11 protein-coding genes are annotated in these 14,545 nt (G+C 27.6%); 2 read left to right on the forward strand and 9 right to left on the reverse strand.

Features of this window, described 5'->3' with window-relative positions:
• Positions 1 to 112: 112 nt before the first annotated feature.
• The 5 genes from RYM86_RS17695 to RYM86_RS17715 form a co-directional block, all read right to left on the reverse strand.
• Entirely contained in the window at positions 113 to 2,131 is a 2,019-nt protein-coding gene (locus RYM86_RS17695; protein WP_315082148.1) for a methyl-accepting chemotaxis protein, read from the reverse strand.
• A gap of 361 nt (positions 2,132 to 2,492) precedes the next feature.
• Positions 2,493 to 3,131, reverse strand: a complete 639-nt coding sequence (locus RYM86_RS17700; RefSeq protein ID WP_315082136.1) for an NAD(P)-dependent oxidoreductase — start codon at positions 3,129 to 3,131, stop codon at positions 2,493 to 2,495.
• A gap of 26 nt (positions 3,132 to 3,157) precedes the next feature.
• Entirely contained in the window at positions 3,158 to 3,763 is a 606-nt protein-coding gene (locus RYM86_RS17705) for a DsbA family protein (protein ID WP_315082137.1), read from the reverse strand.
• Between the two features lie 150 nt (positions 3,764 to 3,913).
• A complete protein-coding gene (locus RYM86_RS17710) occupies positions 3,914 to 4,345 on the reverse strand; it encodes an Rrf2 family transcriptional regulator (RefSeq protein ID WP_315082139.1) in 432 nt (143 codons plus the stop codon).
• Between the two features lie 267 nt (positions 4,346 to 4,612).
• Positions 4,613 to 5,863, reverse strand: a complete 1,251-nt coding sequence (locus RYM86_RS17715) for a glycosyltransferase (RefSeq protein WP_315082140.1) — start codon at positions 5,861 to 5,863, stop codon at positions 4,613 to 4,615.
• Between the two features lie 362 nt (positions 5,864 to 6,225).
• Here RYM86_RS17715 and wecB point away from each other — a divergent pair, with 362 nt between their 5' ends.
• A complete protein-coding gene (gene wecB / locus RYM86_RS17720; protein ID WP_315082141.1) occupies positions 6,226 to 7,290 on the forward strand; it encodes a non-hydrolyzing UDP-N-acetylglucosamine 2-epimerase in 1,065 nt (354 codons plus the stop codon).
• A gap of 250 nt (positions 7,291 to 7,540) precedes the next feature.
• On the opposite strand, the gene RYM86_RS17725 is transcribed toward wecB, so the two are convergent.
• The 4 genes from RYM86_RS17725 to RYM86_RS17740 all read right to left on the reverse strand — a co-directional run bounded on the left by RYM86_RS17725 (position 7,541) and on the right by RYM86_RS17740 (position 13,056).
• Complete coding sequence (locus tag RYM86_RS17725; protein WP_315082142.1) at positions 7,541 to 9,031, reverse strand: O-antigen ligase family protein; 1,491 nt, start codon at positions 9,029 to 9,031, stop codon at positions 7,541 to 7,543.
• Between the two features lie 2 nt (positions 9,032 to 9,033).
• Positions 9,034 to 10,896, reverse strand: coding sequence for a nucleoside-diphosphate sugar epimerase/dehydratase (locus tag RYM86_RS17730; RefSeq protein ID WP_315082143.1), 1,863 nt, complete (start codon positions 10,894 to 10,896; stop codon positions 9,034 to 9,036).
• A gap of 64 nt (positions 10,897 to 10,960) precedes the next feature.
• Positions 10,961 to 11,944 carry a glycosyltransferase gene (locus RYM86_RS17735; protein WP_315082144.1) on the reverse strand — a complete coding sequence of 328 codons (984 nt, stop codon included), beginning with the start codon at positions 11,942 to 11,944 and terminating at the stop codon, positions 10,961 to 10,963.
• A 233-nt stretch (positions 11,945 to 12,177) separates the two neighbouring features.
• Positions 12,178 to 13,056, reverse strand: coding sequence for a LicD family protein (locus RYM86_RS17740; RefSeq protein ID WP_315082145.1), 879 nt, complete (start codon positions 13,054 to 13,056; stop codon positions 12,178 to 12,180).
• A gap of 390 nt (positions 13,057 to 13,446) precedes the next feature.
• On the opposite strand from RYM86_RS17740, the gene RYM86_RS17745 reads away from it, so the two are divergent.
• Entirely contained in the window at positions 13,447 to 14,454 is a 1,008-nt protein-coding gene (locus RYM86_RS17745) for a glycosyltransferase (RefSeq protein ID WP_315082147.1), read from the forward strand.
• Positions 14,455 to 14,545 lie beyond the last annotated feature (91 nt).

Consider the following 14,545-nt stretch of genomic DNA (forward strand, 5'->3'; position numbering starts at 1 on the left):
CCATTACGGACTTTCACCGATTAGTACGTGCCCATGCTGGGCACACAATAAAAAGCTTACAATCTTTATTTTATAAGATTATAAGCTTTTAACATATGATTCACTTTTAAGTCTATGATAATTTAAACTTTTCTACTGTATTGTTAAGTTTTTTAACTAATTCTTCCAATGTATAAGTTGATTCTACAATTTGATGCATAAAAGCAGTTTGCTCTTCATTTGATGCAGTAACCTCTTCTGTAGATGCTGCATTCTCTTCAGTTACGGCTGCAACATTATTTATAATATCAGCTGTTACATTCACTTTCTTTTCCATTCTATTAGTGGCCTGTGATACATCTGATACAATACTATTAACTTCATTAAATGCTTTTTCTATTTCTTCAAAATCATTACCAACTAATGTTGCCATTTTAACTCCATGCATAACTTCACTTGTTCCAGCATCCATTTTACTTGATATGATTTCAATTTGTTTTTGAACCCCGCTAATAAGTTCTGCTATTCTTTTTGAAGAATTACTTGATTGTTCTGCTAGTTTTCTTACTTCATCTGCAACTATAGCAAATCCTCTACCTTGTTCACCTGCTCTAGCTGCTTCAATGGCTGCATTAAGTGATAAAAGATTAGTTTGTTCAGCTATACCACTTATTACATCTACAATTTGTCCAATTTCTCTAGATTGCTCTAATAAATTTTGTATTTCTTCAACATTATGTTTATTAGTTGTAGCTATATTCTTTATACTATCTACAGCTTCTTTAACTCCCTGTGAAACTGTGATACTCATATCACTTGATTTTTCTACTATGTTTATCATATAGTTACACTTTTTAAATACTTCATTTATATCTTCAACTAATTCTCCTGTTACAATAGATGCTTTACTTGCTCCTTCTGCTTGAGATACAGCACCTGTTGCTATTTCTTGCATACTTCGTGAAACATCTTCACTTCCCTTTAATGATTCACTTGTTGCTGACGCTAAACTATTAGATACTACCATAACCTCATCAGCTGAACTACTTATGTCACCTATCATTTCCTTAAGCTTTGAAACTGTATTGTTTAATCCTTTTGTTACCTTAGAAATTTCATCTTGTCCATGAATTTCTAATTCATTTGTAAGATTTCCTAATGCAATTTCTTCTGCGAAATCAGACAATTTAGTTAATGGCAATGTCATTTGTTTTGCTACAAATGCAATTACAAGTGCAATAATAAATACAATTGCTATTGTTATAAAAAGCAAAATTGTCATTAACCTATTTGAAGAAGCAAATAATTCTTTTTCAGATACAACACTTGCTACACTCCAGCCTGATAATGGAACTTTATTGTAAAATACAATTGATTTATTATCTCCATTTCCAAATCTAAATACACCAGATTCTTTTTCCATCATTTCTTTTCCTAATGATTGTATATTTTCATCTTGTATTTCTGATATTTTTGTTTTCATTACTAATGACTCATCTGGATGTCCAAGAATAGTTCCATCATTTCCTATTAACAAACTATATCCTTTTTCACCAAATTTAAATTCCTTAACCTTTTCTTGAATATGCAAAAGATTGACAGCAGATATCATTGTTCCTATTGTTTGCTCTGATTCATTATTAATTGGGACACCTATTACAACCAAAGTTTTACCAGTTCCCTTTGATACTACTGGATTAGATATATTATATGGCACTCCACTCATTAAATTCTTGTACCATACTTTTTCTGACACATCACCATTTACAAAATTTCCATTTGAATATTGAGCCCTTGATTTACCATCATTATTAAATAAAGTTGCTGCTGCATTATCATATTCTCCTGGATAATTTTTTTCTAAAAATTTAATTCTTTCTGCATTAAAATTATCTACAGCCGAAATATCTGTTTCTATTAGTTTTGCTGTAGGTGTATTAGCAGAACTTCTTACTTCTAATAGTTTGCCTTCTAGCCAAGTGTTTATATTCTCAGTTAGTTTTTTTCCCTCCTCTAATTTATTATTGATAAGTTCATTCTCAATATTTTTCCTAAATTGATAAAATGTTGTAAAACTCAAAATTGACATTCCAATTATCACAACAGGTAAAATCGTAATTAATAATTTCATTTTAAAAGATAGCTTTTTCAACATTCTTATCACTCCCGTAATCCTATTTGTAACATATATATTTTTCGCAAAACTCCCCTAAAATTAACAAACCTATTTATATAAATTATCGAATTATACTATTTACACTTAAGTATAAAATAAAAAATTATATATATTATATGTTGCAATAAGAAATCTTGAATAAATCAAGTAGATATTTACTCTATTATTATAGATTTTAATTTGCAACATATAATATATTTTTTAATTAAGTTAACACATTTATAATCTTTTATAGTAAAGAAGTATCTGTTATTAATAATATGTTGTTAGAATCATATAAACCAAATTTTTTTATATAAATTTCTGCTTATAGTATTTGAATCATAGTATTTTTATTTTACTTATATGCTACTGTAAATCTATTTTTTATATGTTTAGGAGTTTCAATTTCATCAATAATAGCGACTGCAAAATCTTCAAAAGAAATTTCACTTTTTCCTTTTTCATCTACAACCAAATATTCATCTCCAACTGAGTATTTTCCAGTTCTTATTCCTGATCCTATTAATGCGGCTGGACTTAAATATGTCCAATTTATTTCCTTTTCATTTCTATATATATCTAAAGACTTTGAATGAGCTAATGCTATTGGTTTCCAATCTTCAGGGAATCCTTCTGTCTGAACTAATTCAATACCACTTTCAACTTTTAAACTTCCAGCTCCACCCATTGCTACAAGTCTATTAACACCTGACTTTTTAACCAAACTTATTAAATTATTAGTTGCTTCTATTAGTGTATTCTCTTGTCCAAATTTAGGCCCAAAAGCGCTAACTAAAACATCTACTCCATCTAATTTATTTTCTAATGTATCTAATTTTAAAATATCCCCTTGTAAAACAGTTAATTTTTCATTAGTATCTTTTATCTTTGATTTGTCTCTTGCAATAGCAATAACCTCATGCCCCCTATTTAGAGCCTCCTTTAAGATTACCTTTCCCGCATTTCCTGTTGAACCAATTAAAGCAATTTTCATAATATATCTTCCTTCCATTTATAAAATTAATTATTTTTTAACAATTGTCTTTTTATTATTTCTTCTAAATTTTCTTTTGATGTAATACCTTGTACTACTTCGTCACCTATAAACATTGTAGGCACTGCTGTAATATTACTTTCTTCATAAGCCTGCTTCAATACTTCTTCCTGCTTATCTTTATATTTTCTAGTGTTTAAAATTTCACTAAATTTTTCTTTATTTAAACCTATTTCTTCAGCTAACTTAGATAATATTTCAACTTTTCCAATATCTAGTTCTTCCTCAAAGAAACCCTTAAAAACTCTTTCAACATATTCATTTCCTTTTCCAAACTCAACTGCATAATGATATCCTTCAAAAGCTAAATTAGTATATGGGTGAGGTGAAAGCTTTGGTAATTTCATATCTATCCCTAATTTTTTTGCCATTGGTTCAATAAAATTATTCCATGAATTTAATTTTGAAGAATCCTTCCAAGGATCAATTCTAGGTGATGGCTCGGGTCTTAATTCAAATGGCATCCATTGAATATTTACATCCTTTCTTTTTACAGCCTGGCTTAAAGTCTCCTCTCCTAAAAAACAAAATGGACAAACAAAATCAGAATATACTTTAATATTTAATGTCATTTTAATAACCTCCTTATTTTCGTTGTAATTGATATAGTTACAACATTTTCAAAAAAATTTGTTTTCTATAGTAAGTATTAATTTGCAACAATTTATAAAATTATTAATAGTTGTAACCATCAAAGTTACATCTATTGTAAAAAAATTGATTTACTTTTCAATTTTTTTTCTTATGCCTTTAACTATATATTCCATTGTTACATTTCCTAATACTTGTTCCATAGCTTCTTGAGCACTTAATAGTACACCTTCAAGCACACCTTGAATATTTGCACCAATAGGACAATTTATATTTGGTGATTCATGAAATTGAAATAATTCTCCTTCTTTCACGACCTCCACAGCTCTGTATACATCTAGCAATGTTATTTTGTCTAACTCCTTTAATAAATAAGCTCCACCAGCACCTGCTATAACATTAACTAAACCAGCTCTCTTTAACATTCCCATTACTCTTCGTATAACAACTGGATTAGTATTTACACTACCTGCTATCCATTCAGAAGTACATAAATTGCTATCTTCCATAGATAATATAGATAAAATATGAACTGCTACAGAAAATCTACTGCTTATTTTCATTTTTATCACTCCCGTTGTAACCATTGTAGTTCTATCCGATACTAAAGTCAATAGTTTTTATAAGCTTTTTAAGTTAAATAATAAAAGTAGATTAGATATGTTAAATTAATAATTTACAGTTGACAATAAACAATTGTGTTTTAAAGCTACCGGCTTTCTTAATAAAGAAAACGAAACATGGTTATTCATATTTTTATCCTACCAAAATATAAAATAACCATGTTATAACCTATATATTTTAATACATCTACAAATCTACTTGTCTTATTATGGTTGTATCTCTCTCGAAAAATTTTCGAAATTCTTCTCACCACAGAAATTTTCTAACCATATTTCACGACATTTCTCTCTAAATTCTTGCTTTTCTTCATCAGAAAGTTCTGCCATTGCTCTAATCTTATTTCCACATTCCTCTAGTTTAAAATTAACATCTAATAAAAATCCTGTTTCTTCATTTCTTACTATCTCGCTAGTTCCTCCAACATCAGTAGCTATAGTTGGAATTCCAAATGAACAAGCTTCCATAATACTTACAGGTAAACCTTCTGAACTACTTGTATTTACAAATAAATCAACTGGATTATTTGAATAATAATTCATCAATTCCTCATTCTTTACTGAGCCTTTAAAATCTACATCCATAAAACTTAAGTTTTCTTTTGAATACTCTTTTACTTCCTCTAGTCCATCCCCTGCACCAAAATGTATCCATTTTAATTTTAATCCAGAGTCTTTTAATGTAGCTAATGATTTTGCTAATAAATCAATTCTTTTAACAGGTGACACATGGCAACAACTAACTATTCTATATATACCATCGTTTGATGAATTAGATATACCATAATTTCTAGTTCCAAGATAAGCTGTTTTTATTTTCTCCTTATAAGCTGGATATAAATCTTTCAAATAATTACTACCATCATCAGAACATGGATATACCTTATCTAAATTTTCAAGCAAATGATATCTAAGTGGTAAATAATTCAATGAATTTTTATCAGCATAAAGATCATATCTATGTGTACGGCTCACTACTTTACTAGTTTTATTTCCAAACTTTTCTTTTAATTTTATAACTACATATGCTATATCATATAACCAGTAACTATAAAATGTCTTTTTATCATAACTCTTTATATCAGAACTCATAAGAATATTCTCACATTCTTTGTATACACTCTCTGCCTTAGCCAAAAAGTATGTTAAGTAACCTCTTCTTTTTAATGATCCCTTAACTTCGTTGCTTTCCTCTTTTAAAACATATCCTTTATACTTTGAAAACGGGAAAAATTTCATTGCATTCATGGGTAACTTACGCTTTATTCCTGATGCTTTAATTCTATGTACTTCAAAATTTTCAGGAACCTCCCTAGTTTGTATTGCATTATCTGCAGTACTAGTAGCTATAAGAATTATTTTATCAAAAGCTTTTGAAAGCATTGGTATTTCATCTTCAATAAATTCTTCTCCTTTATCAAAAGGAAAGACTTTAGTTAAAAGAACTAAACAGTTTTTCATTATTTTCCCTCCATCGTTGTAATAGTTTAAGAATAACATAGCAAATTATTCATTTCAACTCACGCTTGTTCACATTGATAGTTGCTAATTGACACTGAGCAATCAGTGAAATATTAATACATACTGGTCAACACTATGATAATAATATGTCGGATATATTTTTTGAAAAATATAGTTAAAAGCCACTGACTTTATTAAAATATATATTCTAGATTTCACAAAAAAATTTTTTCATCTATTCTCTACTCTCAGTTTTCTACAATCATCTATAATTAATTATAATTTAAGTTTGATTAATAGTACCAATATGCTAAAATAATACTCATGAAAACAATTATTTAAATCTTAAGGAGGCGTACTATATGAAAGTACTAACTGTAATCGGAGCTAGACCACAGTTTATAAAAGCCGCAACAGTCTCAAATAAAATTAGAAAAAATGGAAATAGTGAAATATTAGTACATACTGGTCAACATTATGATAATAATATGTCTGATATATTTTTTGAAGAATTAGGTATTCCAAAACCTGATTATAATTTAAATATTGGTTCTTCAAATCATGGAAATCAAACTGGAAGCATGTTATGTGCACTTGAAGATATATACCTAAAAGAAAAGCCTGATATGGTTTTAGTATATGGAGATACTAATTCAACTCTTGCTGGTTCATTATGCGCTAGTAAATTATTAATTCCAGTAGCACATGTTGAAGCTGGACTTAGAAGTTTTAATAAAGCAATGCCAGAAGAACAAAATAGAATCTTAACAGATCATATCTCTGATTTATTATTTGCACCTACATTAACTGCAGTTAAAAATTTAGCTACAGAAAATATTACAAAGGGTGTTTATAATGCTGGTGATGTAATGTATGATGCTATAAACTTATTTAAAGAAAAAGCTAAAGAAATATCTAATATTACTGAAACTTTAGATTTAGCACCAAATAGCTACATACTTTCAACAATACATCGTGCTGAAAATACAAATAGTCTAGAAAGACTTACTTCAATAATAAAAGCATTAAGTGAATGTGGTAAAAAAATAATATTACCTCTTCATCCAAGAACAAAGAAATTCATTAGTGAATACAATCTACATGTAGGAGACAATATTAAAATAATTGATCCAGTAGGATATTTAGAAATGATTTCTCTTCAAGAAAATTCTGCTAAGATTGTAACTGATAGTGGTGGAGTTCAAAAAGAAGCTTATTTCTTAAAGAAACCTTGTATAACTATGAGGGATGAAACTGAATGGATTGAAACTGTAGAAAATGGTTGGAATGTTATTGTTGGAAGTGATTCTAACAAAATTTTAAATGCTATTGAAAAGTTTAATCCAACTGGTACTCCTGCATCTGCATTTGGTGATGGAGATACTTCTTCAAAAATAACAGATATAATTCAAAACTATAAGAAATAATGAAAACGTGGCTTTATGCCACGTTTTTTAGTTGAAAGTGAAGAGTTGAGAGTTTTGGTTAAAAGTCTTAAAGACTTTCTAAAAAATATGTATTTTTTAAATTCTATTAAAATTTTTTTTCCTAAACTTTCAACTTTCAACTATCAATTCTCAACTAATATTTACTTAACTTAGATTTTATTAGTATTTTTTCTATAAATCCCTGTAGAACTAAAAAAGACTGCCTATAGCAGTCCTTTTTTCATATATTCTAAAAATGAAATTCCTTCATCTCTGATGTAGGAGTATATTCATTATTACTTCTTTTATAAACTTGCATACATGATACTGCAAAACCTATAAGTATCCAATATGAAAATACATAAGTTATTGAGCTTGGTCCAAAGCTTGCTGGAGCAAATGCAATAAGTCCAGTTACTGCTGCAAAACATGCCATACTTTTCTTTTTTATTCCAACAATTATATTTCCAATAAGAAGATATAAATAGTATATTCCATATAATGCTACTCCAGGTAATCCGAAGTCACCTAATATTTCAATAGCATAACAGTGTGGACTATATATGTTTCCGGTATTACCTTGATTTTTAATAAACTGTTCTACATTTCCCACACCATATCCTAGGTAATTTTTTTCTATTATAGTATCTCTTAATACATCATTTATTATTGTGAATCTTACATTTAGAGATCCTTCTCCACCTTGCTGTATTTCTATATCTTCTAAACTTTGCATCTTATTATTAAGTCCATTCTCTACTATTTCTTCTCCATCAACTGGCTTAATATTCATAACAAGATAACTATAATTATACGATAACACAAGAGTAATACATAATATAATAGGATAAATTATATTCTTAAATCCAATTTTCTTAATATTAAATATTGAGTAAATTAAGAAAACTCCCACTCCAAATACCGCTGAAAAAAATCCAGTTCTTGATGTTGTTGTACCTATTAATATAAATACTATAGTTGATATTGCCACATACCATATTTTACTCAGAACATTTTTACATCTATAAATTGCGTAAAAGGAAAGTGGTGATAATATAGCAAGAGTAGCAGCTAAATTATTAGGATTAAATGAAAACGCCATTGGTCTTGCATTTATTTGGTTTTGATCTTTTTGAGGTAATGCTTCCATAAAAGCATCAGCATAATGCTTAATTGGTAATTGCTTTCCTAATATTACTTCTATAAATGCTATTACAGCAATTAATGATATCAAAAATAATAATAAATTTACCGTTTTCTTAAGTCTATCTTTATTAATATTATAAACCATCATGTTAAATATAAATGCAAACATCATTAAATATATTGCTATATATTTAATAGATAGGCTTTTACTCATTGCCCAAAAAACAGTTGCACACATATAAACAAACCATATAACATATATGCTTAAAATTTTCTTATCTATATGTCTTATAACATCTCTATCTTTTATTAGTTTATATAGTGACATTAGGGTAAACACACCTAATACTACATGAAACATATATACACTTTCAATGCCTGGTACATAAAGTGAATAATCATAGAATGCCGACACTAAAAGTACTGCATACATTTGATTATATATATCTTTTTCTTGCACTATGTATGATGATATAACTAAAGTTATTATATACATAATAGGTATTATATAATTTCCATTAGCTACTCCAAAAATAATAGCAATTATCGATATCAGTGTTATAAATATAATTCTAGTCTTATCTTCTCTACTCATAATTACTCCTTATCAGCATTTTCTGCTGCAACTTCATCCTCGTTTTTGTAATGATATGTTGGAACAATAGTCTGCATTTGATGTTTAATTTCATTTATATCGTTTAATTCCAACAACTTACGTAATTGTTCAAGTTTATAATTTAATGTGTCCATATCTTCAAAAGTTGGTTTTCCAACATATATCTTTTTATGCTCAGTATCCTTTAAGCCTTCTTCACTCATTAAAAGTTCTTCATATAATTTTTCCCCTGGTCTAAGTCCAGTGACAACTATTTTAATGTCTCTATTAGGTTCAAAACCTGAAAGTCTTATAAGATCGCAAGCTAAATCATAAATTTTAACAGGTTTCCCCATGTCTAGTACAAATACTTCTCCCCCCTTAGCAAATGCACCAGCTTGAAGTACTAATTGAGCTGCTTCTGGAATCAACATAAAATATCTAACTATTTTTTTATGAGTAAGAGTAACTGGACCACCATTAGCTATTTGTTTTTTAAATAATGGAATTACTGATCCATTACTGCCAAGAACATTTCCAAATCTAACAGCAACAAATTCAGTTTTCGATTGTTTATCCATAGCTTGAACAATCATTTCACATAATCTTTTAGTTGCTCCCATTATATTGGTTGGATTAACAGCTTTATCAGTGGAAATCATTACAAATCTATCTATATTAGCTTTACTTGCTTCAGTAGCTAAATTTAATGTTCCAAAAACATTATTCTTAACGGCTTCTTTAGGACTGTCTTCCATTAATGGTACATGCTTATGCGCTGCTGCATGGAATACAACATTTATTTTATGTTTATTAAACACCTCATGTAATCTTTGTCTGTCTCTTATTGAACCAATTAAAACAGTAAGATTCATATCCGGGAACTCTTCTTTTAATTCATTTTGAATATCATATATATTATTTTCATATATATCAAATAATATAAGTCTTTTAGGATTATATACTGCTATTTGTCTGCAAAGTTCAGAGCCTATTGATCCACCTGCTCCAGTAACTAATATTGTTTTTTCTTGTATATAATCTGAAATACCTTTATTGTCTAATACTATAGGATCTCTTCCTAATAAATCTTCTAAATCCACATCTTTAATTCTACTAACATTGGCTTCACCACTTAATATTTCATACATACCTGGTATTATTTGAAGCTTGCAATTAGTTTTTTTACAGATATCAATAATTTCTGCTTTATTTTTTGAATCAAGAGAAGGAATTGCTATTAATATCATATCTATTTCCTGTTCTCCTGCTACACATGGTATATCATATCTATTTCCTACTATCTTTACACCTGAAATTCTTCTTCCAAGTTTTTCTTTATCATCATCAATAAGAACTATAGGATTATATTTTAATTCTCTTCTTGCCATCATTTCATTAATAATCATAGTTCCTGCTGAGCCAGCACCAACAATCATTACTCTTCTTTGATCTGATGAATATTTAAATGGTATGTACAAAAGCGTTCTTCTATATACTCTGTATAAAATTCTATAGCCTAACACAAAGAAAATACTTAAAAGAATCCCTACAACTGAAACATTTAATGGGATAACAGAACCCCAAAATCTAGTATATCCAATTGATAATATTCCCGCTAAAATCGATCCTCCAACACCTAATAGAAATTCATCTGTTCCTGTTAAATGCCACAAACTTTCATACATCTTAAATAAATAAAAACATACTAGATATATTAAGCTTACAGCTATAACATCTTGTGTATATATCTTAGCAATTTCCGTGAACCTTTCACTTAAAGTTATATTTATAGCAAAAAGGTACGCCATATTTACCATAAATATATCAATTATCATAATTATCAATGTCTTCCAATTTCTCATTATAGTTTCCTCCTACCTGGAGAGATTCTTGCTACACTTTATAGCAAGTAAGACTCTATTTTGATTACCTCATTTTATTTAATACATTTATTAGTAGCTTTGGACAAAATCTCATGCCACTACATTGAATTAAGTATCTTATATTATTTTTATCAAACTTTTGAATTTTATAATGTTTTAGATATGACTTAACATCATTTTCATTTAAAAATTTAAATAAATCCTCATGAAAATTTGCATCTTTACCTAAAATTGAAAAAACATGCGATATTGAGTATTGTATTTTAAATTCTGATAAGAAATTTTCTATTTCTTTTAAGTTATTATCTTTTTTCACATAATTTAATAAATCTATATATGAATAATAGCAATCAAGATGCTTTAAAGATACATTTTGCGTTACAGAATTTCCCCATATTACATAAAAAGCTAGTATTTCATTCACACTTATAACTTTATTTGAATATATTAATGCCTTTACAACAAAAACCATATCTTCTCCATATTTTCTATTCGTATCAAATAATAAATTATTATTTTGAATAACAGAATTTTTATATATAGCACTTCTCATACCAATGGTTATTTCATCCTTCAACTGCAAAAGTGCTGCCTCTTTACCAGATATGAAATTATCTAAATAATTAGTTCTATTCTTAACTAATACATTTCCATTGCTATCTACTTCACTATAGTCACAAAATACAACATCACATCCAGTTTCCTTTGCTTTTTCATACATAAGCTCAACAAATCTAGAATCAATATAATCATCACTATCTAAAAATGTTATATACTCTCCACTAGCTATGTTTATTCCCCTATTTCTAGCACAACTGACTCCTGCATTTTCTTGAGTTATAATCTTAAAGTTTATATCTGAGCTTTCTAATAATGATTTTGCTATTTCAATACTTTTATCTTTTGATCCATCATCTATAAGCAAAAATTCAAACTCCTTACAAGTTTGATTTATAACAGACTTTATACTTTTTTCAATACACTCTTCTACATTATAAACAGGAGTAATTATAGATACTTTAAACAAAATTATTCTCTCCCTTTATTTATTATAATAGATTCTACATGACTTTTTAGAATCTTTTATTTAAAATTTCTTACTTTTTTCTTACTTTTTAAATATTCTTATTTTTTACTATTTGAATTATACTAATATTGAGGATTATATGCAATGTTTACCCTATAGCTATCTACTATAAAGTCCACCAATAAACTTTATAATAATAGTATAATTCAAATTGCAAATTTAAATACTTTTACTTAAATATTCTTAAGCTTTTTTATTTCTTTTGCATGCCATACGCGCTCTTCTTCTTTAGGTAATGTCATATAATCACCATAAAGCTCAGTCAAAATTGCATCTGCATTTTTAGGTCCATAAAAACGTTCACCTTCAAATTCTAATTTAATCAAATCAAAATAATCATCTTTTTTATAGACATATTCACTCCATGCAGTATCAACACCATATCCCATATGTTTTGAATTTTTATCATTCCATTTAACTAAAGCTCCAAAGAACTTTCTTCTTCTTTTAGCTGTAAATATTTTTGTTATTACTCTATAAAAAGAAAATGTAATCTTATTTTTGAAAGTTAATTTTTCAGGGATATCTCTTAACCTAACAAAACTTTTTAATATATTTCCACTTATTGCTCGTTGAAGTTTATAAACAAAATTATGCTTTGGTAAACCATCATAAGGGAATACATCTATATATACACCATTATGCATTTTTTCATTTTCACCAATTGCTTCTTCAATAAGCATTGTACCATTATATCTAACTTTACAGGGTACTTGGTAAATATCATAATATTTATCACTTTCAAATGTTTGTAAAAATAAATGGTCAGGTAATTCTTCCTTAGCTATTTTAAGAAATTTTTCATAATCAGCTCTAAGCATTCCAATATCCATATCATCATCCCATGGAATAAATCCTTTATGCCTAACTGCTCCTAATAAAGTTCCTGCATCTAAAAAATATTTAAGTCCATGTTTTTCACATATCTTATGAACATCCTTTAAAATACTAACCATCAACATTTGAGCATCTTTTAAACTTAAATTTTCATATTCTTCATCGTTATCTTTATTTTGATAATTTTCTTTTGATATATCATCTATATTACTCATTTTTGCCACCTTCTCGATGTACTTAAGAACAAAATCGCCAAGGCGACTTTAGAGCCATCGATTTTTTTAGCCATGCACCCTTTCCAAACGCAGTGCAGGAATAATGGTGCGGCATATGATTATTTTTTATTCTTTAGAGGTACTCATCATACCTTTAAAACACTGTATTCTAGAAATTATCATCAGATTTAAGATTTTTATAAATTCCTAAAGAATAAAATATAATGCCTATTTCAGCATTCATTTTAATGTTATTATCAAAATTGACTTATGTCAACAAAATGAGAACATAAGAGCAATAAAAAGTGAATTTTATACTAACATAATAATGTATATAATGATAAAATAGTTTAAGAATCAATACTTAAGAAATAATGGAGATAATAAAATATGAATAAAAACAATAAAACCTTAAATAATGATATTAAAAACTCTGAAGTTTTAATAAGTATTATTATGCCAATATATAAAGCTGAAGATTACTTAAATAAATCTATTATAAGTATATTAAATCAAACTTTAGAAAACTTTGAATTAATATTAGTAGATGATGGTTCCCCTGACAATAGTGGAAAAATTTGCGATGAGCTAGCTCTAAATGATAATAGAATAAAAGTCATTCATAAAAAAAATGGTGGCGCTAGTACAGCGAGAAACGCTGGTTTAGATATAGCACAAGGTGAATTTATAGCTTTTGTTGATAGTGATGATTGGATTGAACCTAACATGTTTGAAACACTATTCAATTTAGCAAAAGAACACAATGCAGATATTTCACAATGCAATTATATAAAAGTAGAAAATGAAGATAAAAAAATTACAAATGATGATAAAGAAGTAATAAAATCTTTCAATAATATAGAATCATTAAACAATTTATATAATGAAATGTATGTTTCAACAGTGGTACTTTGGAATAAAATTTATAAAAAATCACTATTTAATGAAATAAGATTTCCTAATATGAGAATATTTGAAGATGAAGCTATAATGTATAAACTATTGTTTACATCTGAGAAATTAGTCTATACAAGCAAAAAGCTATACTACTATAGAAATACCCCAGATAGCATAATGAATGCTAAATTTGATAAAAAAAGATTATGTATGTTAGATGTATTTGATGAAAAAGTAGAATTCATGAATAAATTAAAAGATGATAACTTGTATGCTAAAACTTTAAAATGGTATATGTGGTCAATCATAGATCTTTACTTCGGATGTATAAATAATATTTCAAATGATAATGAGACAATAAACTTAATCAAAAATAAAGCTATTAACGTATCAAAAAAATACTCTAATAGCCCTAGTAACGAATTTAAGTGGATTGTACTATTTTCACTATTCAACAAAACACCAAAACTTTATAAAACTGTAATGAACATATTAAATTAAATCATGTGTTGATATATGCATAATTAAAGTTTGACTGAGTAATTGAACTTAAGAACACTAAAATGAGTATAGTCCCATTTTAGCTTGCTCC

The organism is uncultured Clostridium sp. (assembly GCF_963527835.1).
GTDB lineage: Bacteria > Bacillota > Clostridia > Clostridiales > Clostridiaceae > Clostridium.

Bases quoted from the DNA above. Each gene is read 5' to 3' on its own strand.
- wecB (WP_315082141.1), top strand. From the start codon at position 6,226: ATGAAAGTACTAACTGTAATCGGAGCTAGACCACAGTTTATAAAAGCC.
- RYM86_RS17710 (WP_315082139.1), bottom strand. From the start codon at position 4,345: ATGAAAATAAGCAGTAGATTTTCTGTAGCAGTTCATATTTTATCTATA.
- RYM86_RS17730 (WP_315082143.1), bottom strand. From the start codon at position 10,896: ATGAGAAATTGGAAGACATTGATAATTATGATAATTGATATATTTATG.
- RYM86_RS17705 (WP_315082137.1), bottom strand. From the start codon at position 3,763: ATGACATTAAATATTAAAGTATATTCTGATTTTGTTTGTCCATTTTGT.
- RYM86_RS17700 (WP_315082136.1), bottom strand. From the start codon at position 3,131: ATGAAAATTGCTTTAATTGGTTCAACAGGAAATGCGGGAAAGGTAATC.
- RYM86_RS17725 (WP_315082142.1), bottom strand. From the start codon at position 9,031: ATGAGTAGAGAAGATAAGACTAGAATTATATTTATAACACTGATATCG.
- RYM86_RS17745 (WP_315082147.1), top strand. From the start codon at position 13,447: ATGAATAAAAACAATAAAACCTTAAATAATGATATTAAAAACTCTGAA.
- RYM86_RS17715 (WP_315082140.1), bottom strand. From the start codon at position 5,863: ATGAAAAACTGTTTAGTTCTTTTAACTAAAGTCTTTCCTTTTGATAAA.
- RYM86_RS17740 (WP_315082145.1), bottom strand. From the start codon at position 13,056: ATGAGTAATATAGATGATATATCAAAAGAAAATTATCAAAATAAAGAT.